22 protein-coding genes and 1 pseudogene are annotated in these 25,940 nt (G+C 73.4%); 15 read left to right on the top strand and 8 right to left on the bottom strand.

Going from position 1 to position 25,940, the window contains the following annotated elements; genetic code table 11:
* Window positions 1–312 precede the first annotated feature (312 nt).
* Window positions 313–1,551, bottom strand: a complete 1,239-nt coding sequence (gene moeA, locus EV378_RS20015) for a molybdopterin molybdotransferase MoeA (RefSeq protein WP_132428566.1) — start codon at window positions 1,549–1,551, stop codon at window positions 313–315.
* A 223-nt stretch (window positions 1,552–1,774) separates the two neighbouring features.
* Between moeA and groL the strand changes: the two genes are divergently transcribed.
* Window positions 1,775–3,412 carry a chaperonin GroEL gene (gene groL, locus EV378_RS20010; protein WP_132428564.1) on the top strand — a complete coding sequence of 546 codons (1,638 nt, stop codon included), beginning with the start codon at window positions 1,775–1,777 and terminating at the stop codon, window positions 3,410–3,412.
* A gap of 67 nt (window positions 3,413–3,479) precedes the next feature.
* Here groL and EV378_RS20005 read toward each other — a convergent pair whose 3' ends face one another.
* Window positions 3,480–4,427, bottom strand: a complete 948-nt coding sequence (locus EV378_RS20005; protein WP_132428562.1) for a helix-turn-helix transcriptional regulator — start codon at window positions 4,425–4,427, stop codon at window positions 3,480–3,482.
* A 63-nt stretch (window positions 4,428–4,490) separates the two neighbouring features.
* Here EV378_RS20005 and EV378_RS20000 point away from each other — a divergent pair, with 63 nt between their 5' ends.
* Window positions 4,491–5,087 carry a TIGR03086 family metal-binding protein gene (locus EV378_RS20000; protein ID WP_132428560.1) on the top strand — a complete coding sequence of 199 codons (597 nt, stop codon included), beginning with the start codon at window positions 4,491–4,493 and terminating at the stop codon, window positions 5,085–5,087.
* 46 nt (window positions 5,088–5,133) lie between these two features.
* Here the strand turns inward: EV378_RS20000 and EV378_RS19995 are convergent, their stop codons facing one another.
* From EV378_RS19995 to EV378_RS19985, 3 genes are all read right to left on the bottom strand, one after another.
* A complete protein-coding gene (locus EV378_RS19995) occupies window positions 5,134–5,421 on the bottom strand; it encodes a PspC domain-containing protein (protein WP_132428558.1) in 288 nt (95 codons plus the stop codon).
* Window positions 5,422–5,506: 85 nt separating this feature from the next.
* On the bottom strand, window positions 5,507–5,731 hold the full coding sequence (locus EV378_RS19990; protein ID WP_132428556.1) for a hypothetical protein: 225 nt from the start codon (window positions 5,729–5,731) through the stop codon (window positions 5,507–5,509).
* 161 nt (window positions 5,732–5,892) lie between these two features.
* Window positions 5,893–7,554 carry a DNA repair helicase XPB gene (locus EV378_RS19985; RefSeq protein WP_132428554.1) on the bottom strand — a complete coding sequence of 554 codons (1,662 nt, stop codon included), beginning with the start codon at window positions 7,552–7,554 and terminating at the stop codon, window positions 5,893–5,895.
* A 481-nt stretch (window positions 7,555–8,035) separates the two neighbouring features.
* Between EV378_RS19985 and EV378_RS19980 the strand changes: the two genes are divergently transcribed.
* The 4 genes from EV378_RS19980 to EV378_RS19965 all read left to right on the top strand — a co-directional run bounded on the left by EV378_RS19980 (window position 8,036) and on the right by EV378_RS19965 (window position 14,242).
* On the top strand, window positions 8,036–12,541 hold the full coding sequence (locus tag EV378_RS19980) for a nitrate- and nitrite sensing domain-containing protein (protein ID WP_132428552.1): 4,506 nt from the start codon (window positions 8,036–8,038) through the stop codon (window positions 12,539–12,541).
* Complete coding sequence (locus EV378_RS19975; protein WP_132428550.1) at window positions 12,538–12,966, top strand: roadblock/LC7 domain-containing protein; 429 nt, start codon at window positions 12,538–12,540, stop codon at window positions 12,964–12,966. Before EV378_RS19980 ends, EV378_RS19975 begins: the two co-directional genes overlap by 4 nt.
* A 75-nt stretch (window positions 12,967–13,041) precedes the next feature.
* Window positions 13,042–13,662, top strand: a complete 621-nt coding sequence (locus tag EV378_RS19970) for a DUF742 domain-containing protein (protein ID WP_132428548.1) — start codon at window positions 13,042–13,044, stop codon at window positions 13,660–13,662.
* A 28-nt stretch (window positions 13,663–13,690) separates the two neighbouring features.
* Entirely contained in the window at window positions 13,691–14,242 is a 552-nt protein-coding gene (locus EV378_RS19965; RefSeq protein WP_132428546.1) for a GTP-binding protein, read from the top strand.
* Between the two features lie 10 nt (window positions 14,243–14,252).
* Here EV378_RS19965 and EV378_RS19960 read toward each other — a convergent pair whose 3' ends face one another.
* A complete protein-coding gene (locus EV378_RS19960) occupies window positions 14,253–16,508 on the bottom strand; it encodes a helicase-associated domain-containing protein (RefSeq protein ID WP_132428544.1) in 2,256 nt (751 codons plus the stop codon).
* A 97-nt stretch (window positions 16,509–16,605) separates the two neighbouring features.
* Between EV378_RS19960 and EV378_RS19955 the strand changes: the two genes are divergently transcribed.
* Window positions 16,606–16,785 carry a hypothetical protein gene (locus EV378_RS19955; protein ID WP_132428542.1) on the top strand — a complete coding sequence of 60 codons (180 nt, stop codon included), beginning with the start codon at window positions 16,606–16,608 and terminating at the stop codon, window positions 16,783–16,785.
* Window positions 16,786–16,787: 2 nt separating this feature from the next.
* Window positions 16,788–17,408: a nucleotidyltransferase family protein gene (locus tag EV378_RS19950; RefSeq protein WP_132428540.1), complete on the top strand. Its 621-nt coding sequence runs from the start codon at window positions 16,788–16,790 to the stop codon at window positions 17,406–17,408.
* A 24-nt stretch (window positions 17,409–17,432) separates the two neighbouring features.
* Here the strand turns inward: EV378_RS19950 and EV378_RS19945 are convergent, their stop codons facing one another.
* A complete protein-coding gene (locus EV378_RS19945; protein WP_132428538.1) occupies window positions 17,433–18,125 on the bottom strand; it encodes a LysM peptidoglycan-binding domain-containing protein in 693 nt (230 codons plus the stop codon).
* 408 nt (window positions 18,126–18,533) lie between these two features.
* Between EV378_RS19945 and moaC the strand changes: the two are divergent.
* The 3 genes and pseudogenes from moaC to EV378_RS19930 form a co-directional block, all read left to right on the top strand.
* Window positions 18,534–18,998: pseudogene (moaC, locus tag EV378_RS19940) on the top strand (cyclic pyranopterin monophosphate synthase MoaC); the annotation flags it as partial.
* An 83-nt stretch (window positions 18,999–19,081) separates the two neighbouring features.
* Complete coding sequence (locus EV378_RS19935; protein WP_132428534.1) at window positions 19,082–19,564, top strand: MogA/MoaB family molybdenum cofactor biosynthesis protein; 483 nt, start codon at window positions 19,082–19,084, stop codon at window positions 19,562–19,564.
* Window positions 19,561–19,998: a molybdenum cofactor biosynthesis protein MoaE gene (locus EV378_RS19930; RefSeq protein ID WP_132428532.1), complete on the top strand. Its 438-nt coding sequence runs from the start codon at window positions 19,561–19,563 to the stop codon at window positions 19,996–19,998. The genes EV378_RS19935 and EV378_RS19930 overlap by 4 nt, the downstream gene beginning before the upstream one ends.
* A gap of 21 nt (window positions 19,999–20,019) precedes the next feature.
* Here EV378_RS19930 and EV378_RS19925 read toward each other — a convergent pair whose 3' ends face one another.
* On the bottom strand, window positions 20,020–20,640 hold the full coding sequence (locus tag EV378_RS19925; protein WP_243653664.1) for a LysM peptidoglycan-binding domain-containing protein: 621 nt from the start codon (window positions 20,638–20,640) through the stop codon (window positions 20,020–20,022).
* A 570-nt stretch (window positions 20,641–21,210) separates the two neighbouring features.
* Between EV378_RS19925 and EV378_RS19920 the strand changes: the two genes are divergently transcribed.
* From EV378_RS19920 to EV378_RS19905, 4 genes are all read left to right on the top strand, one after another.
* The gene (locus EV378_RS19920) at window positions 21,211–22,092 is read left to right on the top strand and encodes an AAA family ATPase (RefSeq protein ID WP_132432433.1); all 882 of its coding nucleotides are present in this window, start codon (window positions 21,211–21,213) and stop codon (window positions 22,090–22,092) included.
* Between the two features lie 8 nt (window positions 22,093–22,100).
* The gene (locus EV378_RS19915) at window positions 22,101–23,258 is read left to right on the top strand and encodes a vWA domain-containing protein (protein ID WP_132428528.1); all 1,158 of its coding nucleotides are present in this window, start codon (window positions 22,101–22,103) and stop codon (window positions 23,256–23,258) included.
* A gap of 22 nt (window positions 23,259–23,280) precedes the next feature.
* Window positions 23,281–24,402, top strand: a complete 1,122-nt coding sequence (locus EV378_RS19910; RefSeq protein WP_132428526.1) for an XdhC family protein — start codon at window positions 23,281–23,283, stop codon at window positions 24,400–24,402.
* 168 nt (window positions 24,403–24,570) lie between these two features.
* Complete coding sequence (locus tag EV378_RS19905; protein ID WP_243653663.1) at window positions 24,571–25,878, top strand: iron-containing alcohol dehydrogenase; 1,308 nt, start codon at window positions 24,571–24,573, stop codon at window positions 25,876–25,878.
* Window positions 25,879–25,940: the final 62 nt, after the last annotated feature.

The following is a 25,940-nucleotide window of genomic DNA, read 5'->3' as shown; positions in this document are numbered from 1 at the left end:
CAACGGATCGTGCGGCGCGCCGAACGGCTTCGAAAAAGGGCCGGGGCCGTCATCCCCCGAGACGACGACCCCGGCCTTGGAACCGCTCGTCCGCTCCCCAGCGACGGGCGGTGGGCCTTGTGCTGTGAAGGGACTACCCCTTCACAGTAGAAAGTATTCCTGAGCTGACGACCCGTCGTCTAGATCACCGTTGGTGGAACCGGCGATCTACCTCGATTGGCCGAACCTTCACCACTACAGACGCTCCATGCGGTGAATATGTTGCCCGGACAGACTATGACCTGAGTCACAGTCGGGGTCAGCGTAGCGCGTTCAGACCTCGAGAAGCCAGACCGCGACCGTCGTCCCGTCCTCGACGTGCTCGACCTCGGCCGGGACGTCGATCAGGCAGTCGGCCTGCGCGAGTGCGGCGATGAGGTGCGACGCCGGCGTGCCGATCTCGGAGACGGTGCCGGACCGGGCGTCGAGGACCCCCCGCCGGAACTGCCTGCGTCCGGCGGGCGAGGTCAGCGCACCGTTCACCCGGGCGGTCACGACCGGCCGCTCGGGGGACGGATGCCCCATCGCCGCCCGCAGCGCGGGCCGGACGAACACCTCGAAGGACACCAGCGAGCTGACCGGGTTCCCCGGCAGCGTGGTGACCGCGACGTCGTCCGCGCCCTTCAGCTCCAGGCGCCCGGCCCCCTGCGGCCCGCCGGGCTGCATCGCCACCTTGCCGAACCCGACGCCGTGCCCGGCGAGCGCCTCCTTGACCACCTCGTAGGCGCCCGCGCTGACACCGCCGGACGTGATGACCAGGTCCACGCCCGCCGTCACCTTCTCCGCGATCAGCGAGCGGAACGCCTCGACGTCGTCCGGCACGAACGCCAGCTGCTCCGCGGTCGCGCCCGCCTCGCGGACCGCGATCGCGAGCATCGTGCCGTTCGACTCGTAGATCTGGCCGGGCAGCAGCGTCCCGCCCGGCGCGACGAGCTCCGAGCCGGTGGACAGGACGAGCACGTGCGGACGGCGGTGCACCGGCAGCGTCGCGACCCCGCACGCGGCGGCGAGCCCGAGCTGCGACGCGCCGAGCACGGTGCCCGCGGTGAGCAGGACCGCACCCCTCGCGGCGTCACCGCCCGCCAGGCGTACGAACGCGCCGGGCTCGGCCGGGGCGCTGATCGCGACCGTGGTGGTGCCGCCGTCGGTCTGCTCGACGGGCACGATCGCGTCCGCGCCCTCCGGGACCGGCGCCCCGGTCATGATCCGGTGCACGGTGCCGGCCGCCATCGGCGGGACGTCGGTGCGGCCCGCCGGAACGTCCTCGGCGACCGGCAACGTCACCGGGGCGTCGCCGGACGCCGTCGCGACCTCCGCGGCGCGTACCGCGTAGCCGTCCATCGCGGAGTTGTCGAACGGCGGGAGCGCCACCGCGGCGTGCAGGTCGGCGGCCAGCACCCGGCCCGCCGCGTCGGCGAGCGCGACCTGTTCGGTACCGGTCGGGGTGAGCAGCGCGGCGACCGCTGCGCGGTGCTCGTCGACCGAACGCGGTGCATCCCAGGAGGCGGCCATGCGCGTCATCCTCCCGCTCGTCGGAGCGGTCGTCCGGCGGGGGCCGGGGGAAGTTGCACTCGCCATGGTCGAGTGCTAGAACAGAGAGAGCATCCACTGGCACTCGTGGCCGTGGAGTGCCAGGTCTGGTTCGGTGAGGCCGGCGCAGGGTTGCCGGTCGTCCGTCGCGGGCACCGTCCTCGGACCACACGATCATCTGATTCATTCGGAGGGCTACACCCCCATGGCGAAGCAGATCGCGTTCGACGAAGAGGCCCGTCGCGGCCTCGAGCGGGGTATGAACACCCTCGCGGACGCCGTGAAGGTGACGCTGGGCCCGCGCGGCCGCAACGTCGTCCTGGAGAAGAAGTGGGGCGCGCCGACCATCACCAACGACGGTGTGTCGATCGCCAAGGAGATCGAGCTCGAGGACTCCTGGGAGAAGATCGGCGCCGAGCTGGTGAAGGAGGTCGCGAAGAAGACCGACGACATCGCCGGTGACGGCACGACCACCGCCACCGTGCTGGCCCAGGCGCTCGTGCGCGAGGGCCTGCGCAACGTGGCCGCCGGCGCGAACCCGATGGGTCTCAAGCGCGGCATCGAGAAGGCCGTCGAGGCCGTCTCCCAGGCGCTGCTGAAGAGCGCCAAGGAGGTCGAGACCAAGGAGCAGATCGCCGCCACCGCGTCGATCTCCGCCGCCGACAAGCAGATCGGCGAGCTCATCGCCGAGGCGATGGACAAGGTCGGCAAGGAAGGCGTCATCACGGTCGAGGAGTCGCAGACCTTCGGGCTCGAGCTCGAGCTCACCGAGGGCATGCGCTTCGACAAGGGCTACATCTCGCCCTACTTCGTGACCGACGCCGAGCGGATGGAGGTCGAGCTCGAGGACCCGTACATCCTCCTCGTCTCGTCCAAGATCTCCACGGTCAAGGACCTTCTCCCGCTGCTCGAGAAGATCATGCAGTCGGGTAAGCCGCTGGCGATCATCTCCGAGGACGTCGAGGGCGAGGCCCTGGCCACCCTGGTCGTCAACAAGATCCGTGGCACGTTCAAGTCCGTCGCCGTCAAGGCCCCCGGCTTCGGCGACCGCCGCGAGGCCATGCTCACCGACATGGGCATCCTGACCGGTGGCGAGGTCATCTCGGAGAAGGTCGGCCTCAAGCTGGACAACGCCGACCTGTCGCTGCTGGGCACCGCCCGCAAGGTCGTCGTGACCAAGGACGAGACCACGATCGTCGACGGCGCCGGTGACGCGGACCAGATCCAGGGCCGGGTCAACCAGATCCGTGCCGAGATCGAGCGCACCGACTCCGACTACGACCGCGAGAAGCTCCAGGAGCGCCTCGCCAAGCTGGCCGGCGGCGTCGCCGTCATCAAGGCGGGCGCGGCCACCGAGGTCGAGCTCAAGGAGCGCAAGCACCGCATCGAGGACGCCGTCCGCAACGCGAAGGCGGCCGTCGAGGAGGGCATCGTCGCCGGCGGCGGCGTCGCCCTGCTGCAGGCCGGTGCGGGCCTGTTCGAGGGCCTCGGCCTGGACGGGGACGAGGCGACCGGCGCGAACATCGTCAAGGTCGCGCTGGAGGCCCCGCTCAAGCAGATCGCGGTCAACGCGGGTCTCGAGGGCGGCGTCGTCGCGGAGAAGGTCCGCAACCTGCCCACCGGTGAGGGCCTCGACGCCTCCACCGGCGAGTACAAGGACCTGGTCAAGGCCGGCATCATCGACCCGGCCAAGGTGACCCGCTCCGCGCTGCAGAACGCCGCGTCCATCGCGGCGCTGTTCCTCACCACCGAGGCCGTCATCGCCGACAAGCCCGAGAAGGGCGGCGGCGGCGGGGGCGACCCGACCGGTGGCATGGGCGGCATGGGCGGCATGGACTTCTAGGTCCGTCCCCCCAGCACGTTCCCCGCAGGGGCGGTACCGGTTCGCCGGTGCCGCCCCTGCGGCGTGTTCAGGCCAGGGCGTCCGCGACGGCGGCGGCGCGGGCGCGCAGGGTCGCCCGCAGTTCCGGCGGGTCCAGCACCTCGACGTCCGGCAGGAGAGGCCAGACGATCTTCGCCGCGTGCCTCAGGTCCCCGAACGTCGCCTCGACCTCGCCCGGCACGCCGGTGTCGGCGACGTCCACCGCGGCCCTGACGAGCTCGTCGCGGCGGTCGTCCGGCATCCGGAGCCGCACGGTCTCCCCCGGCATCCGGGACCGGAACTCCTCGCGGCGCCGCAGCCACAGCTGCTCCAGGTCGACGCCGTCCGGGCGCTGCGCCTGCTCGTCGAGCTCCTCGGCCCCTGAGATGCGGGAGACGCGGTAGGTGCGGTCCTCGCCGTCGCGGGTCGCGAGCAGGTACCAGCGGCCGGCCGCCTCGACGAGCCCGATCGGGTCGATCGTGCGCCAGCGCGCCTCCGACTCCTCCCGCCCCGAGCGGTAGCGGATCCGCAGGCGCCGCCCGGCGAACACGGCGTTCTGCACGGCCCCGAGCGCGTCCCCGGTCTCCTGCTGCGGGTCCACGAGCCAGCCACCCCGACGCACGAGCACCCGCTCGGCTGCCCCGGTGGCGTCCTGGCGTGCACGTTCGGGCAGCGCGGCGACCACTTTCCGGATCGCCGACGAGAACTCGGAGCCCAACCCCAGCGCGCCGGGCGTGGACGCCGCACCCGACGTCAGCAGCGCGACGGCCTCACCGGGCGTGAGACCCGTCAGGTCCGTCGAGAAGCCGGGCAGCAGCGCGAACCCGCCCGCCCGGCCGCGCTCGGCGTAGACCGGGATACCGGCCGTGGACAGCGCGTCGACGTCGCGCAGGACGGTCCGTTCGGAGACCTCCAGCTCGGCCGCGATGGCCGCTGCGGTCATCCGCCCGCGATGGCGGAGCAGCAGCACGAGCGAGAGGAGGCGGTCGGCACGCACGCTTCGGAGGGTGCCAGAAAATCACGACACAAGATGGCGTGATTGGCTGTCAGAGTTCATCGCATGACGAACGAGACGACCGCACTCGCCGACCCCCGCCCCGCCTTCCGCGACGCCGTGACCTGGGTCGCCGGCCTGGCCGCCGGTGTGCGCGCCGACCAGATGGCGAACCCGACCCCCTGTTCCGAGTTCGACGTCCGGACACTGCTCGCGCACCTGCTGACCACGATCCGCCGTCCGCGAGCGTTCGCCCGGGGCGTCGACGGGCTCGCCATCCCGCACGTGATCCCCGGCATCGCCGACGACGCGCTCGCCGGCACCTACGCCGCGGACGCCGATGCGGCCGTCGCCGCCTGGTCCGACGACGCGGTTCTCGACCGCACGATGCGGGTGCCGTGGGGCGAGGTGACCGGCCGGGAGACGTTGCACGGCTTCCTCAACGAGGCCCTCGTCCACGGGTGGGACCTCGCCGTCGCGACCGGACAGGATCCCGAGGCCGACCCGGAGCTCGTCGCGTTCGGCCGCGAGGCCGCCGAGCGGATCCTCGCCGGGGCACGCGAGCACATCCCGTTCGATCCCCCGGTGGAGCCCGCCGACGACGCGGGCCCCACCGAGCGGCTGGCGAACTGGTCCGGCCGGGTCACGGCGGCCTGGCGCTGACCGGACCGTCCGGCGGCCCCCGCACCGCCGGACGGCACCTCCGGGATCAGGACCGGGCCGGCTCGACCGGCGCCAGGATCCACCCGGCGATGTAGACGAGTGCCATCGCGCCACTGGTCAGGACGGTCAGCACGGCCATCGCGATCCGGACGAGCGCCGGGTCGAGGTCGAGCTCCTCGGCGATGCCCGCGGACAGGCCGCTGAGCATCACGTCGTCCGGACTGCGGCGGAGCTTGAACCGCGGCCGGCGCGGGGCGGCGATCGCCGCGGGGGCCGGGCCCGGGTCGGTGGCGGCCTGGTCGGTGGCGGTCTGGGTGGCGGTGGTGTTCTCCATGACCACAACTCTGCTCGGCCACGACGGGCCGGACCTCGGGATCCACCCGGAGTCCGCCCCGGATCGTGCCGGTCCGACCCCGGGCTCAGTCCAAGGGTGACGGGCCGTGGCGGCGGCGCCCGGTTCCCTCGAGCGACGGCCGGTCGGTGCCGTCGCGCGGCTCCGGCAGCGAGCCGGTCACGTCGCCCACGACGTCGTGCGGCACCTGCGCGTCCCGGCGGCGGACCATTCGGCCGACGATCACCGCGACGACCACACCCAGGGCGATCCACACCGCGAGGCCGAGAAGGATCCACACGAACAGTGACACCCTCGACCTCCCTCGTCCTCGTGACCGTGCCGGTCCGGCGCCTGTTTCCAGTGTGCACAACGAGCAGCCCGACGTGGGGATCTGCCACCGAATCGGGTGGACGCCGGGCCGGAACGCCACCACTGGCGGTGACGACCGCGCCCGTTCGGCCGAGGTGACGCTCAGCCGACCTCGGGGAGCGTCGGGCCCAGCAGGTCGTCGGCGTCGACGATCCGGTACGCGTAGCCCTGCTCGGCCAGGAACCGCTGCCGGTGCGCCGCGTAGTCGGTGTCCACCGTGTCCCGGGAGACGACGGAGTAGAAGTGGGCCTGCCTGCCGTCGCCCTTCGGACGCAGCAACCGACCGAGCCGCTGCGCCTCCTCCTGGCGGGAGCCGAACGTGCCGGAGACCTGCACCGCGACCGTCGCCTCCGGCAGGTCGATCGAGAAGTTGGCCACCTTCGACACCACGAGCCTGCTGATCTCGCCGCTACGGAACGCGTCGAACAGCCGCTCGCGCTCGCGGTTGCGCGTCGACCCCTGGATGACCGGGCAGTCGAGGGTCTCGCCGAGCTCGTCGAGCTGCTCCAGGTAGGCGCCGATCACCAGCGTCGGCTCGCCATGGTGCTTCTCGACGATCTTCTTGACCACGGCGAGCTTCGTGTGCGCCGTGGAGGCCATCCGGTAGCGCTCCTCGGCGTCCGCGGTCGCGTAGCCCATCCGCTCCGCGTCGGTCAGGGTCACCCTGACCTCGATGCACTCCGCGGGCGCGATCCAGCCCTGCGCCTCGATGTCCCGCCACGGCGCGTCGTAGCGCTTCGGGCCGATCAGCGAGAACACGTCGCCCTCGCGGCCGTCCTCGCGGACGAGCGTGGCGGTCAGACCGAGACGGCGGCGGGACTGCAGGTCGGCCGTCATCCGGAACACCGGTGCCGGGAGCAGGTGCACCTCGTCGTAGATCACGAGGCCCCAGTCCCGGGAGTCGAACAGCTCCAGGTGCCGGTACTCGCCCTTGGTCTTGCGCGTGACCACCTGGTAGGTCGCGATCGTGACCGGGCGGATCTCCTTGCGCTCCCCGGAGTACTCGCCGATCTCCTCCTCGGTCAGCGACGTCCGCGCGATCAGCTCCCGCTTCCACTGACGGCCCGCGACCGTGTTCGTGACCAGGATCAGCGTCGTCGCGCCGGCCTTGGCCATCGCCGCGGCACCGACCAGCGTCTTCCCCGCGCCACAGGGCAGCACGACGACGCCGGAGCCGCCGTCCCAGAACCCGTCGACGGCCTGGGACTGGTAGTCGCGCAGATGCCATTCCGTCTGGTCCAGCTCGATGTAATGCGCCTCGCCGTCGACGTAGCCGGCCTGGTCGTCGGCGGGCCAGCCGACCTTGAGCAGCGCCTGCTTCAGCCGGCCGCGCTCCGACGGATGCACGACGACGGTGTCGTCGTCGATCCGGGCGCCGAGCATCGGCGAGATCTTCTTCTGCCGGAGGATCTCCTCCAGCACGGCACGGTCCAGCGCGGTGAGCACGAGGCCGTGCGCGGGGTGGTTGGACAGCTGCAGGCGCCCGTAGCGGCCCATCGTGTCCACGACGTCGACGAGCAACGGCTGCGGGACGGGATAGCGGGACCATCGCACGAGCGCGTCGACGACCTGCTCGGCGTCGTGCCCCGCGGCCCGCGCGTTCCACAGGGCCAGCGGCGTGACCCGGTAGGTGTGGACGTGCTCCGGCGCCCGCTCCAGCTCCGCGAACGGCGCGATGGCCGCGCGGGCGGCCTCCGACTCGGCATGGTCGATCTCGAGGAGCAGTGTCTTGTCCGACTGTACGATCAGTGGACCATCAGTCACGGAGCGAATCCTTTCCACGGCGGAAACGCCTGTTCCCGGGGCCGCCGGACGGTGCGGGTCGGCGAGCGGTCGTCGCGCGTGACCCGACGTGATCGGGCCGGTCGAGGCCGTTACGCCACTCGGGAGCGACCCGTGTCAACGGCTAGACTCACCGGCCGAGCGCGAGTACAGACGAGACCCACATCGATCATATCCGGCCGACCACATCGACGCGGCGAGACCCGTCGGCGCGTCACGATGAGGACGGACGGGCGGACGTCCCGGAGCGGTCCGGGGTCGCCGTCCGACCGGAGACGACCGCGAAAGGCGCACCAGACCTCCCGATGGCTCCCCACCCCGCAGTGTCAGAGCGCCCGTCCCCCCGGGACGGGCTCACCGGCCTCGCCGGGTCGGCCGAGCGCGCCGGTCCCGTCCGCTCCGCCCGCCCGGCCGTCCCCGACATCGCGGTGACCGCACCGGATACCGACAGGGAGACCTTGACGTGACCAGCACGGAACGCCGTCGCACCTGGTCCGAGCGGATGGACCCGCGCAACTGGAGCCTGGTCGCCAAGCTGGCCGTCGTGGGTCTCGTCCCCACGATCCTGGCCCTGGCGATCGGCGCGTTCCGCGTGGTCGACCAGGCCAACGTCGCCGAGGAGCTCGGCCAGGGCAGCGGTCTCGTCGAGGCCCACCAGCAGGTCGGGGCGCTGACGCAGGCACTGCAGGCGGAACGGTCCGCCGCCGTCGTGTTCGTCGGGGGCAACCGCCTCGGCGACCGGAACGCCGTGGACAGCGCGCAGGCCGCCACCGACCAGGCCGTGCGCCGCGCGAACGACACCCTGACCGCCGCCGAGCAGCAGGCGCCGCAGATCGGCACGGCGAAGCGGCAGGCGGACACGACGATCGGGCAGCTGCCGATCATCCGGTCACAGGTGGCCGCCGCACCGACGCCCGTCCAGGACGTCACGACCCGCTACACCGCGGTCGTGCAGCGCACGCTGGCGCTCGACCGCGCGCTGCTCGGCCAGCTGCAGACCTCCGACACGGCGGGCCTCGCGACGGCACTGGGCTCGACGGCGTCGGCCACCGAGGCGCTGGAGCTGGAACGTTCCGTGCTCGGCGGCGCGATCGCCGCCTCCCAGCTGCCCGAGGCGCAGAAGGCCGTCGTCAACGGCGCCGAGGCGAACTACCAGTCCGCGGCGAGCGACTACCAGGCCTCGCTGACCCCGCAGCAGGTCGACCAGTTCGGCAACTTCGCCACCGACCCGGCCAACGCGCAGCGGCAGAGCCTGCGGGACGGGATCATGGCAACACCGAGCGACGGGCGCGTCACGGCCGACGCGGCCGCGTGGAACGCCGCCGTCGACTCGTCCGTGGGGGTCGTCCGCTCGGCCGACCGCCAGGCCGAGGACCAGTTCGTCGGCGGGCGCGCGCAGGCCGCCGAGCAGGCAGGCAACACGGCCGGCCTGAACTCGGTGCTGCTGATGCTGGGCCTGCTGCTGACGATCGGCATCATCCTGCTGCTCGGCCGCCAGCTGGTCCGGTCGCTGCGCGTGCTGCGCACGTCCGCGCTCGACGTCGCGGAGCGGCGGCTGCCACAGGCCGTGCAGAGCATGCGGTCCGGGCAGGCACCGAGCGCGCTCGTCGAGCCGGTGCCGCTGGACAGCCGCGACGAGATCGGCGAGGTCGCCCGCGCGTTCGACGCCGTGCACGGCCAGGCGATCCGCCTCGCGGCCGACCAGGCGGCGCTGCAGCAGAACGTGAACAGCATGTTCGTCAACCTCTCCCGGCGCAGCCAGGCGCTGGTGGAGCGGCAGCTGCAGCTGATCGAGCAGCTGGAGTCGAACGAGCAGGACCCGGACCAGCTGTCGAACCTGTTCCAGCTGGACCACCTCGCGACCCGTATGCGGCGTAACAGCGAGAACCTGCTGGTGCTCGCCGGCACCGACCTGGCCAAGCGGAACGTGGCCCCGGTGCAGGTCGTCGACGTGCTGCGGGCCGCGGTCTCCGAGGTCGAGCAGTACCAGCGCGTCGTCGTGCAGACGCCGCCGACCGCGACGATCGCCGGACGGGCCGCGAACGACCTGGTCCACCTGCTGGCCGAGCTGCTGGACAACGCGACGAACTTCTCGCCGCCGGACTCCCAGGTCGTGATGAGCACGACCCGCACGGCCGACGAGTCGCTGCTGATCGAGATCGCGGACCGCGGCGTCGGCATGGCCGACTCCGAGCTGGCGGACGCGAACCAGCGGCTGTCCGGTCCGTCCGAGGTCGACGTGTCCGCGTCCCGCCGGATGGGTCTGTTCGTGGTCGGCCGCCTGGCCGCCCGGCACCGGATCGGCGTCCGGCTGTCCTCGGCGTCCGGGGTGGGCCGCAGCGGCGGGCTGAGCGCGTCGGTGACCGTGCCGCCGCAGCTGGTGCCGTCCGCCGCCCCGGTGATCGAGCAGCCGCGCGAGTCGGTCGGGACGGGCGAGTGGGGCGCGGTCGCCGCCGCGCAGGCGCCCGCCGACCGTCAGGCGGTCGCTCTGAACGGCGCTGCGCACGGAGGTGTCCCGACGTCCACGCTCTCCGGTCCCGACGGGCCGGTGCCGCCGACGTTCGGTTCCGGCAGCACGGCGGGCCCGTCGCGCAACGGCTCCGCGCCGAAGCTACCGACCCGGACCCCGGGCTCCGCGCTCCGGAGCAACCCCGGGACCGGATCGACCGACGGACAGGGAGCTGCGCCGAACGGTTCGGCCGTGCACGGCGCGAACGCGTTCCTCCCGTACGGCACGGGGGCCGAACGTCCCGCGGGCGAGTCCGGTGAGCCCGGGCCGGACATGTTCACGCCGGCGTCCGACGGCCCTTCGTCGGGCGGGCACCGCCCGGCGTCCCCCGGCGACGAACTGCCCCGGCGGGGTGGTCCGGTCGACCGGAACGGCCGGCCCGGGACGCCGTCCCGTCCGGATCCCGCTGACGGGGTGAACGGGAGCGACCCCGCGGAGTCCGCGGAGCCCACCGCGACGACCGCCGCCGCGGCCGCGCCGACCGAGTCGGAGGACGAGACCGCCCAGGAGTCCGGGTCCCCTGGCCTGCTCGGCGCGGTCGGAGCCGCCGGTGTCGGCGGCGCGCTCGCCGGGGTGTTCGGACGCCGCAGGGACACCGACGACGACGGGCCGAGCACCGAGAAGATCTCCCGCGTCCGGGACACGGAACCGGGTCCCGACGCCACCACCGACCACGCCCCGGCCGACGCCGACGGCACCGCCCAGAGCCCGGACGGCGCTGCCGACGGCACCGAGGAGCAGGCGCCGGAGTCCTCGCTCGCCGAGACCGCCACGGACGTCGACGAGCGCACCGCGACCGAACAGGCCGCGACCGGCGTCGCGGACGCCGAGGTCGACGACAGCGAGGTGCAGGACCGGTCCGGAGCCGAGACCCCGGACCGGCCCACCGCCACCCCGGGCGTCGAGCCGACCACCGGATCGGGCCCGGACGCCGGACCTGCGACGGACGCCGGGTCCACGACGGACGCCGGATCGGAGACGGACGCCGGATCGGAGACGGACGCCGAGGACCGGAGCGCCGGGACGCCCCCGGACGGACTCCCGATCCGCACGACCGACGTGCGGGTGAGCCCGGCCGTCCCCCGACAGGACGACGCGGCGGGCGACGGCCCGGACCGGGGCAGTACCCCGGCATGGGGTGCAGCCGCGGGCGGTGCCGCCGTGGCCGGAGCGGCCGCGGCGTTCTCCGCTCGGCCGTGGGCGGACCCGGCCGGTCGGGAGCCGGGTACCGGTGACCAGGCGAACGGGATCTCCGCGAACGGAACCCCACCGACCAGCGACTCGACCGACGACGACCCGGCGACCGTCGAGCCGTCCGACCGGCCCACCGGCGCGGGGACACCCGACGGGGCCGCGACGCAGGCCGACGAACGCGACGGGGACCGGAGCCCGCAGGCGGAGAGCCAGGCCCCGCACCAGGGCCCGGACGACTCCGACACGGACACGACGGCGTTCCCGAGCGCCCGTCCTCCCCGCGAGCCGATGGGCGGCACCCGACCGGCCCCCGTCCGCGGAGGCCCCCTGCGGCCCGCCCCGGCGCGGCGCCCGGTCATGCCACCGGGACCCGTGTCGCCCGCCGCCGGTCCGGTCCAGCCCGGTCCCCTCCACGGCGGTCCGAACGGTCAGACACCGAACGGCCCGGCGCCGAACGGCCCGGCCGGGCCGCGGCCATCCGAGGGTCAGCGCCCGATTGGGGGACAGCGCCCCCTCGACGCACAGCGCCCCGTCCCGCGTGCGCAGGGCGGCTCCGAGCAGGACGCGCTGTTCGCGCCGTCCGTACCGGTCGAGGGTGACCGCGGTCAGCTGCGCCGCCCGGGTGGGCTGGAGTCGGCCCGTGCGGGCGGTGGGTACGACATCAGTCAGACCACCCCGATCTTCGAGGAGATCGCGTCCGCCTGGTTCCGCTCGAACCGTTCGGTCCCGGTCCGCTGGCAGGACGGCGGTCCCGGTCGGGGCGGCCGGGCCGAGGAGCAGGACGGCCGGACGAACGGCGACGACGTGGCACCGGGCGCCGAGCAGACGCCCCGCCCGCGTCCGTCGCCCCGGCCTGCGCCCACGGCGGGCACCCCGCCCACCGACGCCGCCGAGGCCGACGCCGCGCGGGGCGGGATCGACGACGCGGGCTTCGCCTCGCCCGCCGACGACGTGTGGCGCCAGGCCGCCGCGGGCACCGACGACACGGAGCAGGTCCCGGACGAGATGACCTCGGCCGGGCTGCCGAAACGCCGCCCGCGTGCACGCCTGCTCCCGGGCAGTGCGGCAGGATCGACCGTGCTGAGCCCACCCGCCTCGTCCGAGGCGCGCAGCGCGGAGAACGTCCGGGGCCGGCTGGCCAGCTACCAGCAGGGCGTCCGGCAGGGTCGGGAGAGCCGCACGACCCGCACCGGGGCCGACGCCGCCCCCGAGGCGAACCACACCGGCGACCGTCCGAGCACGACCGAAACTGAGGAGAATCCGTGAGGCCAGCGCAAGCGCAGCCGAGTCAGAGCCGGTTCGGCTGGCTCGTCACGAACTTCGCCGAGCGGGTGCCCGGCGTCGCGCACGCCATCGTGGTGTCCGCGGACGGGCTGCTGCTCACGTCGTCCGACCGCCTCCCGCGGGACCGCGCCGACCAGCTCGCCGCCGTCGCGTCCGGGCTGGTCTCGCTGACCCAGGGCGCGGCCCGCTGCTTCGACGCGGGCGGGGTCGTCCAGACGGTCGTCGAGATGGACCGCGGCATCGTGCTGCTGATGTCGATCAGTGACGGGTCCTGCCTGGCCGTGCTCGCGTCCCCGAGCTGCGACATCGGGCTCGTCGGGTACGAGATGACGCTGCTGGTGGACCGCGTCGGCCAGCTGCTGACGCCGGAGCTGCGTGCTGAGCTCCAGGGCTCGTTCGGGCCCTGAGCAGCGGTTTCGAATCACGATAGAGCGGCGAGTACGGTCCATGTCCGCACATCCGGGCGAGGCAGGTGAGATCCGATGACCCAGGGCCCCGACGACGGCGACGGCAGCCGGCAGAACGAGCCGACGTTCGCCGACGTCATGAACGGGTTCAGCCTGGACGCCGGACGCAAGCCGCGGCGCAGGCGGTGGGGTCGCTCCGCCACGCCGGAGCCCGAGCCCCCACCGCCGCCGCAGCAGCCCGCCGAGCTGACCGGCCCGATCAGCGGGTCGGCCGCCTACGGGCTTCCGCCGACGGCGGCCGAGCGGGGGGAGGCTCCACCGGAGCCGATCCAGCCGCCGCCCCCGCCGGTGTCCGGTGCCGCGGCGGTCCGGCCGTACGCGTGGACCAGGGGCCGCACGAAGTCCGGTTTCGAGCTGGCGATCGAGACGCTCGTCTCGGTCAGCGGCCGGGCACTCGGCCATCTCGACCGCATGCCGATGGAGCACCGCGCCGTCGCGGACCTGCTGGTCGAACAGACACGGTCGGTCGCAGAGGTGGCCGCGCTGCTCGCCCTCCCGCTCGGTGTCGCCCGCGTCCTGCTGGGCGACATGGCCGCGGAGGGAACGGTGACCGTGCACCAGACCGCGAGCGAACCCGGCGACGTGCCGGATCTCGCGCTGATGGAAAGGGTGTTGAGTGGACTCCGTCGGCTCTAGGCCACAGGCCGTCGCACGCACCGCGACGATGTCGGCCAAGATCGTGGTGGCCGGTGGGTTCGGGGTGGGGAAGACGACGTTCGTCGGCTCCGTCTCCGAGATCATGCCGCTGACCACCGAAGCGGTCATGACCGAGGCCAGCGCGTCCCACGACGACCTGTCGGCGACGCCGAACAAGCGGTCGACGACGGTCGCGATGGACTTCGGCCGTGTCTCGCTGGACCAGGACCTGGTGCTGTACCTGTTCGGCACGCCCGGCCAGCAACGCTTCTGGTTCATGTGGGACGACCTGGTGCGGGGCGCGATCGGCGCCGTCGTGCTCGTCGACACCCGACGGCTGGCGGACTCGTTCGCCGCCATCGACTTCTTCGAGGACCGCGGGCTGCCCTACGTCGTCGGCGTGAACGCGTTCGACGGCGTGCTGGCGCACCGGCTCGAGGACGTCCGTGAGGCGATGTCGATCGACCCGTCGGTGCCGATGATCACCTGCGACGCCCGCGAGCGGCGGTCGACGAAGGAAGCGCTGATCGCGCTGGTCCAGCACGCGATGAACCAGCGGATGACGGCCGGGGCGCGCTGAGCAGCAGGACTCAGCGGTCCACGACGGCGATCGACGTGATCCGGTGCAGCTGGATCCGCCGGAGCTCGCCGTCGAGCGCGTCCCTGCCCTCGACCACGCCGCCGCCGACCGACGTCGGGGCGAGCACGCGCTCGCCCGCGACGCCGTGGGCGTCGACGTAGCCGATCCACACGCTCTGCCGGTTGCGCGCCGCGTCCTGCAGTGACGCCAGCGTCGTCGTGGACCCGCGCACCGGGATCGCGGAGCCCTCGACACTGCGGCGGACCCCGGCCAGCGTGTCCCCCGAGCGAAGGCGCGCGACGAGGTCCTCGGCTTGGCGGGCCGGGTTCGTCTCGGTGACCGGGCCGGACGCACCGCGCCCGCGACGGCGCGGCTCGGCACGCCTGCCCCGGGAGCGCAGGTCCAGCACGGCCCCGCCCGAGTCCTCGGCGGCCGGGCTGAACCCGGCCGTGCGCAGTCCCTCCAACACGTCCGCGAGCGGCAGCGTGCTGACGACGACGGTCGGTGCGATCCGTCGCAGGTCCAGGTCGGCGGTGGCCGGGTGGGCCAGCACCTCGGAGATCAGCACCTCGTCGTCGGACCGCAGGAACGATGCGGCCGCTCCGCCACGCAGTCGTCCGTGCCTGCGCGCGACGTCGTCGACGAGGTAGCTCAGCGACTGCGGCACCGGCGTCCGCGACCGGGCGGTCAGGAACTCCCGGACGTCGTCCGCGGTGCGTCCGGTGTCCAGCGCGCGGCGCAGGCTCTGCTCGGTGAAGCGGTACACGGCCGCGCCACCCGCGGACTCGATCTCGGCGAGCACGCCCAGCTCGTGCGCGAGCTCCGGGTCGAGCCGCCCCGGTGCGACGGCCGTCAGGTCGGCCTGCAGCAGCACGTGGTCGACGGGCGCCGGGAGCGCCTCGGCCAGCGTGGCGGCCAGCTCGGAGCGGTTCTCCGGGGTGGGGTCGAGCAGCACCCGGCCGTGGGTGGTCAGCGCGTCCAGCGCGACCACCCCGAGCGTGGTCCCCTCGGACACCGTCCAGTCGACGACGTCGTCGCGCAGCCGCCCACCGCGTCGCGGTGCCCGCCACGCCAGCAGCTCGGCCAGCGCCGCGGGCGATCCGACGGCCCGTCCCGGCGGGAGCTCGGCCAGCGCCTGCAGCACGCGGCGACGGTCCCGCGCGGCGGGCGGGCGGCGCACGGCCTCGGACAGGGCCGGGATCGGGCGGTCCTGGTCGTCCCGGCGTCCGACGAGCCCCGGAAGGCGGGGCAGGTCGAGCCAGGAGCGTGCCAGCACGGCCCAGCGGCTCTCGTCGGGGCTCGCGATCCAGGCGTCGGCCGACGTCGTCGGCAGCCACTCCGGCGGCATCCCGTCGGACTCGCCGACGAGGTCGGCCGCGAGCAGCACCTCGGCCAGCAGAGCCGCCGTCGGCTCATCGGTCTCGGCGTCGCGCGCCGTGCGCTTCAGGTCCCGCACGCCCAGCCCGCCGGACCGGAGCACGGCGGGCGGGTTCCGGCCCCACGACTCGAGCAGCAGGTCCGCGTGCCGCAGCAGCTCCAGCGCGGCCCCCGCACCGGTGCCGTCCACCGTGGACGGTTCACGGTCGCGCGTGGGGACGTCCGGGCGCCCGACGTCCAGGCGGCCCATCGGCCGGTCCCCGCGCAGCGCGATGCCCACCTGCCGTGGCAGCTCCACGGTCTCGGGGTCCACCCGCAGCAGCAGGCCTTTCGCGACGAGGCGGCCCACCGGCCCGGACGGGTCCGACGCACCACGGCTGCGCCCGATCGGCGGTCCCGCGACGAGCGCGTCGAGCACCCGCTGCTCGTCCGCGGGAACTGCGGCCAGCAGGTCCGGGAGATCCGCCGTCGCGGCCGGTCCGGACGACGGCCTGCCGAGCCCGCCGGGGTGCGGCGGCGCGACCTCGCGCGCGGCGGGCACGACCGACACCGCGTCGTCGGGGCCCCAGGCGAGCGCCCTGTCCCGCAGTGCCGTCAGTCCGGCCTGGAGCTCGTCGGCCGAGACGTCCGGACCGAGCAGCCACCCGACGTCGGCGATCGCGGCGGCTTCCCGGTCCGCGTCCGCGACGACCAGCGCCTCGAGCACGGCCAGGGACACCGTGTCCAGCTCCTCGCACGCCCGCTGCACGGACGCCCGGATGCCGGCCCTGGTCGCGAGGACGGTGAAGTCGGCGGGCGGCGGCACCGCGAGGTCGGGGCGCACGCGCAGCAGCGCGGCGAGCGTCTCGTCGTCCTGGCCGCGGAGCCAGTCGACCAGGGGCGTGGGCATCCCCACCACGGTAGTCCGCACGCACCCGTCGCGAGACAGGACGGTCGGCCGTCGGGGATACTGTGCACTGCAGACGAACACCGACCCTGGAGGGCCGATGGCCAAGGAGTTCGACAAGGCACGGCTGGACCCGTCGTGGCCGAAGCTGCCCGACGGTGAGCACCCGCTGACCGAGCTGCTGGCACCCACGCAGGGGTCGTTCTCCCCGTTCGGCGAGGTCGAGTTCCCGCTGACCGACGTGCCCTACGAGCACCCGGTCACCGAGATCAACCGGTAGGAGTGGCTGCCGCCGGGCTGCTGCTCGCCGGTGGCGCGGGCCGCCGGATGGGCGAGCCGAAGGCGCTGGTCCGGTTCCGCGGGGTGCGGCTCGTCACCCTCGCGGTGCAGGCGCTCACCGACGCCGGCTGCGCACCGGTGACGGTCGTGCTGGGCGCGCGGGCGGACGAGGCACGGGCCGCGCTCCGCGAGGGTGACGCGCCCGCCGACCTCCACACCGTCGTCGCCGACGGGTGGGACGAGGGTATGGGCGCGTCCCTGCGCCGTGGGCTCGAGGCCGTACGGACGCTGCGGCCGCTGCCGGACGCCGTGCTCGTGCATCTCGTGGACCTGCCCGGCGTGACCGCGGACGCGATCCGCCGCACCGCGGGCGACGGCGACGACCCGTCGGCGTTGCGCCGCGCGGCCTACGACGGGCGGGCCGGACATCCGGTCCTGATCGGACGCGACCACTGGGACGCGGTCACCGACGCCGCGTCCGGCGACGAGGGCGCTCGCAGCTACCTCGGCGGCAACCCGGCCGTGCAGCTCGTCGAGTGCGGGGACCTGGCCGTCCCGGACGACGTGGACACCCCGGAGCAGCTCGCCCGTCTCGCGGCGCGGACGGCCCCGCCCGGAGGCTGACCGGCGGGGCATCCGCACCGTGGCTCAGAGCGCGAGGCGCTGTCCCGGGATGATGAGGGTGCCGCCGTTCAGGAACGAGTTCTTGTCCTGGATCGTGCGCCAGTTCCCGATTCCGTGCGACGCCGCGATCTCGGACAGCGTGTCGCCGCTGCGGACGGTGTACGAGCCTGCGGACGACGAGGTGGCCGCGGCGGGCTTGCTCTTCGGGGCCGCCTTCTTCGCGACGGTCTTCGGGGCCTGGTTCGACTCCGACTTCGACTCCGGCTTCGACTCCGGCTTCGACTCCGACGTCGAGCCGGACTGGGAACCGGAGGAGGCGGCCCCCTCGCGCGGCGTGGACGAGCCGGAGGCCCCGGTCTTCTTCGAGCAGGCGGGCCATGCTCCCCAGCCCTGCCCGGCGAGCACCTTCTCGGCGACCGCGATCTGCTCGGAGCGGCTGGCCTGGTGCGCGACCGGCGCGTACTGCCCGCCGCCGAACGCGCTCCACGTCGACTTCGTGAACTGCAGGCCACCGGAGAAGCCGTTCCCGGTGTTGGCGGCCCAGTTGCCGGAGCTCTCGCACTGCGCGAGCCGGTCCCATGTGGAGTCGGACGCGGCGTTCGCGGACGGGACGATGGCGACCAGCGGTGCACCGGCCACGGCGCCCGCGACGGCGGTGCGCGCGATCGTGCGGCCGGTGGTGCTGGGTTTGCGGTGCTTTCCGCGGTAACGAGCCATGACAGATCTCCGTCGCGGCGCAACGGATCCGCGTGGGGAGCACGCTCACGGACCGGAGTCCGCACGATCCACCCTGTCCCACGACCGTGTGCCTCGGGGGCCGGACCGCCGGACAGGGGGAGCGCTGCGGTTCGGGGCTCGTCCGCGATGGGGGGAGTCGGGCGGGCCGGAATCGACGGTACGGGCGCCGGGGCATCCGTCAAAGCCGCACGACCCGCACCACGGGAATCCGGAGGAACCGCAGGTCAAAGATCCTTTCCCCGTTCGCGCTGGTCAGACTGCCCGATCACGAACGGAACACGAACGTGTTTCGCGTGGATCAGGTTGCGTCAATGTGATGCAGATCACTTCTTGTACCACTCCTGGGTGACGTCGGGCACCTCCACGACGACGCCGTACTGTCGTGTCGTGGAACTCAGCCATGTCGACGCCACCGGCGCCGCACGGATGGTGGACGTGTCCGCCAAGGAGGCGAGCAGGCGCACCGCCGTCGCGACCGGCGTGGTGCGCACGACCGCCGACGTCGTGACGCTCGTGACGTCCGACGGCCTGCCGAAGGGCGACGCGCTCGCCACCGCCAGGATCGCCGGGATCATGGCCGCGAAGCGCACGCCGGACCTCGTCCCGCTCTGCCACCCGATCGCGATCAGCGGGGTCACGTTGGACCTCACCACGTCCGGCGACCGGATCGACATCCGGGCCGAGGTGCGCACGACCGACCGCACCGGCGTCGAGATGGAGGCGCTGACCGCCGTCGCCGTCGCCGGGCTGACGCTGCACGACATGATCAAGGCGGTGGACCCGGCGGCCGTCATGGACGCGGTCCGCGTCGAGAGCAAGGACGGCGGCAAGACCGGCTCGTGGACGCGCCCGGAGGGCCCCACGAGCGAGCCTGCGAACGAGTCATCGGTACGGGGCCTCCGCGAAGCGCCGGCCGAGCGCGGCGAGGACGTGCGGTGAGCACGCCCCGCACGGCGCGTGTGGTCACCGCGTCGAACCGCGCCGCGGCGGGCGTGTACGCCGACCGCGGCGGACCGGTCATCGTCGAGTGGTTGCGGGGCAAGGGGTTCGAGACGCCGGACGCGGCCGTGGTCCCGGACGGCGACCCGGTCGCCGAAGCGCTGCGCGCGGCCGTGGCCGACGGCGCCGACCTCGTGGTGACGACCGGCGGGACCGGCATCTCCCCCACCGACGCGACGCCGGAGGCGACCCGCGGCGTGCTGGACTACGAGGTGCCGGGACTGGCCGACGCGATCCGCCGGTCCGGTGTGGACAAGGTCCCGACGGCGATCCTGTCCCGGGGGCTGGCCGGCGTCGCAGGCCGCACGCTCGTGGTCAACCTGCCCGGCTCGACCGGCGGGGTCCGCGACGGGATCGCCGTGCTCGACGACGTCGTCGACCACGCGGTCGACCAGCTCCGCGGAGGGGACCACACATGACCGCAGCCACGGCCCAGGTGGTGCGCGCCGCCGTCGGCGAGGAACCTCTGGACGTCGACGAGCACGCCCGCATCGTCGAGCACGACGCGGCCGGAGCCGTCGTGACGTTCGCCGGAGTGGTCCGCGACCACGACGGCGGGAGGTCGGTGTCCGGTCTGGAGTACAGCGCCCACCCGACGGCGGCCACGGTCGTCGCCGAGGTCGCCGCCGACGTGGCCGCCCGGTCGCCCGGGGTCCGGGCGATCGCGGTCAGTCACCGCGTCGGACCGCTCGCGATCGGCGAGGTCGCGCTGGCGTGTGCGGTCGCCGCCGAGCACCGGCGCGAGGCGTTCACCGTCTGCGCCGAGCTCGTCGACGAGGTGAAGGCGCGGCTACCGGTCTGGAAGCACCAGCGGTTCGCCGACGGCTCCGACGAGTGGGTCAACTCGACCTGACCCGCCGGAGCCGGTGGTGCCTCAGCGCAGGCGCAGCTGCTGACCCACGACGATCACGTCCGGGTCGGCGATGCCGTTCAGGCTCGCGATCGACCCGACCGACGTGCCGTGGCTCGTCGAGATCTCGGACAGCGTGTCGCCCTGGCGCACCGCGTAGACCGGCCCGCTCTGCGGCGCGGCAGCCGGAGCGGCCTTGCGCGGGGCGGCCTTCTTCTCGGCCTTGCGCGGCTCGGACTTCGAGGACGACCTGGTCGAGGACTTCGACGAGGACCCGCCGGAGCTCGACGCCGCACTGCTCTTCTTCGACGGGCCGCCGCCCGCGCCCACCTTCTTGGAGCAGGACGGCCACGCGCCCCAGCCCTGGGAGGCGAGCACGCGCTCGGCGACGGCGATCTGCTCCTCGCGGCTGGCGCCCGACGCGGATCCCTTACCGCCGTGCGCGCGCCAGGTCGACGGCGAGAACTGCAGCCCGCCCGAGTACCCGTTGCCGGTGTTGGTCGACCAGTTGCCCCCGCTCTCGCACTGGGCGATGTCGTCCCAGCGGTCGCTCGGCACGGACGCGGACGCGGCGCCCGCGGCCACCGCGGAACCGCCTGCGACGACGGCACCGGCCACGACGAGGCGCGCGAGATTGCGACCCATGATTCGCATGGTCATTGTTGTTCGGCTCCACCGCGCCGCCCGAGATTCTGTGCTCCACTGCATTCCTCGGCTGTCCCGTTCTCTCCGTGAGACGGACCGCAGAACCGCGGGACAGTGCGAGGGCGCGGCGGTTCACGGATGATTCGTGCCCGATCAGAACGCCTCGGACCACTCGACGGTACGATCCGTACAGCGGATTCCGTCAATCTGCACGTCGACGAAAGACATCGCAGATACCCCGCTTCCGGAGAGGTCCGTGCAGGAATGTTCCAGGTCAGATACCGTTTGGATCACGGACATTCCAGACGATCATAAAATGATTCATTCTGGAAACACCGTCGCCCGTCGAACCGCTATTGTGACGTCCACGACTCCGCCGGAGAGGGAACCGCGAAGTGCCGGGTGCCCCCGGCTTCCGACGCCAGAGCGGGAACCGGACTCCGCAGGTGCGGGCCGATGTTCGACAGCCGCACGCGGACGCGGAACCACCTCCGCACGGTCCCGGCAGCTTTGGCAGCGCCACCCGCCGTCCGTCATGCTGACCTGGTGAACGCTCCCGTACCCGCCGGCATGCCGGACAGCCCGGCGGCCCTGGCCACGGCGCTGCGCGCCACCGGATACCTGCCCGACGACGGCCTGGCCACGGCGACGTTCCTGGCGATGCGCATGAACCGGCCGCTGTTCTGCGAGGGTGAGCCGGGTACCGGGAAGACCGCACTGGCCCAGGCGCTGGCGACGACGCTCGACGCCCCTCTGATCCGCCTGCAGTGCCACGACGGCATCGACGCGGGCCAGGCGCTCTACGACTGGGACTTCCCCCGCCAGCTGCTGCACCTGCGTGCGCTCGAGGCCGCCGCGAGCGCGGACGACGCGTCGCTGGACCCGGACGCGATCGAGGCATCGCTCTACGACGAGCGGTTCCTGCTCTCCCGGCCGATCCTGCGTGCGCTGCGCACGAGCCCGTCGGTGCTGCTCATCGACGAGATCGACCGCGCCGACGACGAGTTCGAGGCGTTCCTGCTGGAGGTGCTCACCGAGCACGCCGTGACGATCCCGGAGATCGGCGAGATCCGCGCGACCACGCCCCCGGTCGTCGTGCTCACCTCCAACCGGACCCGCGAGGTGCACGACGCGCTCAAGCGCCGGTGCCTCTACCTCTGGCTGGACCACCCGGACATCAACCGGGAGATCGAGATCCTGAGGAGCAGGCTGCCGGACATCCCGGAGCGGCTGGCCGGACAGGTCGCGGCGGCCGCGCACAAGCTCCGCGCCGCCGACCTGGTCAAGCCGCCCGGCGTGGCCGAGTCGCTGGACTGGGCGCGCGCCCTGATGCTGGTCGGCGCGCGGCACCTGGACGTGGAGTCCGCCGCGCACACGCTCGGCGCCGTGCTCAAGTACCGCGAGGACGCCGACCGGGTCCGCAACCAGCTCGACTCGCTGCTGGCCAGCTGAGGGCGGACGTGGCGCGCACCTCACCGGCGACACCGAAGGACACCGGCGAGGCCGACGGCGATCCGCTGCTCGGCCTGGTCGGGTTCACCGAGGTCCTGCGCAGCGCGGGCCTGCCGGTCACGACCGAGCGCGTCGCCGCGTTCCTGGAGGCGCTGGACACGCTCGACGTCACCAGCCGGACGCAGACGTACTGGGCCGGGCGGCTCACCATGTGCGCCGACCCGGACGACGTCGTCCGCTACGACATGGCGTTCGAGGCCTGGTTCGAGCAGGCCGACGGTGCCCGCACCCGGGTCCGCGACGAGCGCCCGCCGCCCGCGCCGAAGCTCGCCTCGCTCGCCCCGCACCGCGAGGGCGAGGAGGGCGAGCCCGAGGAGCAGGACGGCCCGGAGATCAGGGCCACCGCCACCGGCACCGAGATCCTCCGCAGCCGGGACATGGCAGAACTGTCCGGCCCGGAGCGTGAGCACCTGCGCAGGCTGCTGGCGTTGCTGCGCCCCGAGCCGCCGAGCCGGCTGTCCCGGCGCAAGCGCCGCAGCCGGCACGGCGAGGCGGACCCGGCCCGCACGCTGCGCTCGGCGCTGCGCAACCACGGCGAGCTGCGCGAGATCCGCAGGCGCGACCGGTCCCGCAGGCCACGCAAGGTCGTGCTGCTGATCGACGTGTCCGGGTCGATGGAGCCCTACGCGGACGCGCTGCTGCGCTTCGCGCACGCGTTCGTACGCCGGTCCCCGCGGTCGGTGGAGGCGTTCACGCTCGGCACCCGGCTCACCCGGATCACCCGCGAGCTACGCCAGCGGGACTCCGAACGGGCGCTGAGCGCGGCCGGGCGGGCCATCCCGGACTGGTCCGGGGGCACCCGGCTCGGTGACGTGATCCAGGCGTTCGTGGACCGGTGGGGGCAGCGCGGGGTCGCGCGCCGCGCCGTCGTCGTCGTGTTCTCCGACGGCTGGGAGCGCGGCGGGACCGACGTGCTCGGCACGCAGATGGAGCGGCTGTCCCGGCTCGCGCACCAGGTCGTGTGGGTCAACCCGCACGCGGGCAAGGAGGGCTACGCCCCGGTCCAGGGCGGAATAGTCGCGGCGCTTCCCTACTTGGACGAGTTGTTGGCGGGGCACAGCCTGGACACCCTGGAGCGCCTGCTCCGGGTCGTCCGGGACTCGTGACCTCCGATGGAGGAGATGACCCATGCGTGACGTGATCGACCGGCTCGAGGGTTGGTGGAAGAACGACCAGCCGGTCGCGCTGGCCACCGTGGTCGGTACGTGGCGGTCCTCGCCGCGTCAGGCGGGGGCGTCGATGCTGGTCGGGCCCGGTGGTGAGGCGGTGGGCAGTGTGTCCGGCGGCTGTGTGGAGGGCGCGGTCTACGAGCTGGGTGAGCAGGTGTTGGCCGAGGACCGCCCGGTGCTGCAGCGTTACGGGGTCTCCGACGACGACGCGTTCTCGATCGGATTGACCTGCGGCGGGATCCTGGACGTGTTCGTGGAGAAGGTCACCCCGCAGAGCTACGAGCAGTTCGGCCGGATCGCCGACGCGGTCCGCGACGAGGACCCGGTCGCCGTCGCGACCATCGTCACCGGCCCCGCGGAGCGCCTGGGTAGGCGTTTGGTGGTGTGGCCGGACCGCACCGAGGGCGGGTTCGGCTCGGACCGCATCGACGACGCGGTCCGCGACGACGCCCGCGGCCTGCTCGACGCCGGCCGGAACTCCCTGCTGACCTACGGCGTCAACGGCGAGCGCCGCGGGGAGGGCCTGACCGTGTTCGTGGAGTCGTTCGCGCCGCCGCCGCGGATGATCGTGTTCGGGGCGATCGACTTCGCCGCGGCCGTGGCCAAGATGGGCTCGTTCCTGGGGTTCCGGGTGACGGTGTGCGATGCGCGTCCGGTGTTCGCGACGGCCACCCGGTTCCCGGGCGCGAACGAGGTCGTCGTGGAGTGGCCGCACCGCTACCTGCAGGCCGAGGCGGACGCGGGCCGGATCGACGGGCGCACCGCGCTGTGTGTGCTCACCCATGATCCGAAGTTCGACGTGCCGTTGCTCGAGGTCGCGTTGCGGTTGCCGGAGGTCGGCTACATCGGGGCGATGGGGTCGCGGCGCACCCACGACGACCGGCTCGCCCGGCTCAAGGAGCAGGGCGTCACCGACACCGAGCTCGCCAGGATGTCCTCGCCGATCGGGCTCGACCTCGGCGCCCGGACGCCGGAGGAGACCGCGGTCTCGATCGCCGCCGAACTGATCGCCCAGCATTGGGGTGCCGCTGGTTCGCGTCTCGCCGAGCGGGACGGCCCGATCCACGCCGGCTCGCTCTGACCCCTCCTTCCGGAGAGGGCATCGCCCGCCGGAACGGACGTCCGTCGCGGTCCCGCCGATCACGGGCTGACCCGGTGATCCACCCGGGCGGCGCGGCGGTGCGGTGCGCCGAACGGACGTCGGAACGGTCGGCGACACGGCCCTGAGGCTGTACGCTCGGCGGGCACGATGGAGACGATCCACGCGCGGGACTCCTCCCGGGAGTCGTTCGTCGTTCAGGAGGGCACAGTGGTCCTCACCGGTGGGACCGGCATGGCCGGGGAGACGGTGCTGCTCGACGACGCGCCCACCCCCGCCGCCCCGGGGGACGCCGACTCCGGCCGTCCGCGGCTGTCCAAGTTCCACGCCCCGGAGATCGTGTTCGGCCCGGACTCGCTCGTCGAGGCCGCCCATGCCGCGGCCCGCCTCGGCGCCCGACGGCCGTTCGTCGTCACCGACCCCGGGCTGACGGAGGCCGGCTGGCCCACCGAGCTGTTGCGGCACATGCGCGCCGCCGGTCTGCACGCCCAGCTGTGGAACGAGGTCACGCCGAACCCGAAGGACCACGAGATCCAGGCGGGCTACGAGCAGTACGTGACGTCCGGCTGCGACGTGGTGCTCGGCATCGGCGGCGGCTCGGTGATCGACGCGGCGAAGGGCGTCGCGCTGCTCGCCGCGAACGGCGGCACGATCGGAGACTACGAGGGCATCGACCGGATCGCCAACCCGATCCCGCCGCTGGTCATGGTCCCGTCCACGTCCGGCACCGGCGCCGACGTCTCGCAGTTCTGCATCATCACCGACACCGAGCGCCTCACCAAGATCACGATCATGGGGCGCGCGCTCGTCCCGGACGTCTCGGTGATCGATCCGCGCCTGCTGGTCACGATGCCGGACTGGCTGAACGCGGCCACCGGCCTGGACGCGCTGACCCACGGCATCGAGGCGTTCGTCTCGCTCGCGCACGGACCACTGACCGACACGCACGCGCTGCACGCCGTCGCGCTCGTGCGCGGCAACCTGCCGGTCACGATGGTCCGACCGTTCGACGAGGAGCCGCGCTCCGCGATGGCCCAGGCCGCGCTCGAGGCCGGCCTGGCGTTCACGAACGCGATCCTCGGCGCCACGCACGCGATGAGCCACCAGGTCGGCGGCATGCTCGACCTGCCGCACGGCGTGATCAACGGCGTCCTGCTGCCGCACGTGATCCGGTTCAACGGCGCCGACGACCCCACCCGTTTCGTCCCGATCGCCCAGGCGATGGGTCTGCCGGCGCGCCGGGACATGCCGGGCGACGAGGCCGTCGACATGGTCGCGACCGAGGTGCGCAAGCTCGCCGACGAGGTCGGCGTCCCGACCGGGCTGGCCGCACTCGGCGTGCGGGACTCCGACGTGCCGCGGCTGGCCCAGCTCACACTCGGCGACGCCTGCCTGACCACCAACCCGCGGACGGCCACCCAGGCCGAGATCGAGCTGTTGTTCCGGGAGGCGTTGTGACACAGCTGTGTTGTCCCCGCCCCGCCGGCTCCGCAAGCTCCGCCGGCTACCGGCCCCCGGGT

Origin of the sequence: Pseudonocardia endophytica (assembly GCF_004339565.1) — a bacterium.
Taxonomy (GTDB): domain Bacteria; phylum Actinomycetota; class Actinomycetes; order Mycobacteriales; family Pseudonocardiaceae; genus Pseudonocardia; species Pseudonocardia endophytica.
This window is presented reverse-complemented; position numbering and strand designations above follow the sequence as displayed.

What these genes read in the sequence shown, in the direction of transcription:
- moeA (WP_132428566.1), bottom strand. Translation starts at nt 1,551, where the DNA reads ATGGCCGCCTCCTGGGATGCACCGCGTTCGGTCGACGAGCACCGCGCA.
- groL (WP_132428564.1), top strand. Translation starts at nt 1,775, where the DNA reads ATGGCGAAGCAGATCGCGTTCGACGAAGAGGCCCGTCGCGGCCTCGAG.
- EV378_RS20000 (WP_132428560.1), top strand. Translation starts at nt 4,491, where the DNA reads ATGACGAACGAGACGACCGCACTCGCCGACCCCCGCCCCGCCTTCCGC.
- EV378_RS19995 (WP_132428558.1), bottom strand. Translation starts at nt 5,421, where the DNA reads ATGGAGAACACCACCGCCACCCAGACCGCCACCGACCAGGCCGCCACC.
- EV378_RS19970 (WP_132428548.1), top strand. Translation starts at nt 13,042, where the DNA reads ATGACCCAGGGCCCCGACGACGGCGACGGCAGCCGGCAGAACGAGCCG.
- EV378_RS19965 (WP_132428546.1), top strand. Translation starts at nt 13,691, where the DNA reads ATGTCGGCCAAGATCGTGGTGGCCGGTGGGTTCGGGGTGGGGAAGACG.
- EV378_RS19960 (WP_132428544.1), bottom strand. Translation starts at nt 16,508, where the DNA reads ATGCCCACGCCCCTGGTCGACTGGCTCCGCGGCCAGGACGACGAGACG.
- EV378_RS19955 (WP_132428542.1), top strand. Translation starts at nt 16,606, where the DNA reads ATGGCCAAGGAGTTCGACAAGGCACGGCTGGACCCGTCGTGGCCGAAG.
- EV378_RS19945 (WP_132428538.1), bottom strand. Translation starts at nt 18,125, where the DNA reads ATGGCTCGTTACCGCGGAAAGCACCGCAAACCCAGCACCACCGGCCGC.
- EV378_RS19930 (WP_132428532.1), top strand. Translation starts at nt 19,561, where the DNA reads ATGACCGCAGCCACGGCCCAGGTGGTGCGCGCCGCCGTCGGCGAGGAA.
- EV378_RS19925 (WP_243653664.1), bottom strand. Translation starts at nt 20,640, where the DNA reads ATGGGTCGCAATCTCGCGCGCCTCGTCGTGGCCGGTGCCGTCGTCGCA.
- EV378_RS19920 (WP_132432433.1), top strand. Translation starts at nt 21,211, where the DNA reads ATGCCGGACAGCCCGGCGGCCCTGGCCACGGCGCTGCGCGCCACCGGA.
- EV378_RS19910 (WP_132428526.1), top strand. Translation starts at nt 23,281, where the DNA reads ATGCGTGACGTGATCGACCGGCTCGAGGGTTGGTGGAAGAACGACCAG.
- EV378_RS19905 (WP_243653663.1), top strand. Translation starts at nt 24,571, where the DNA reads ATGGAGACGATCCACGCGCGGGACTCCTCCCGGGAGTCGTTCGTCGTT.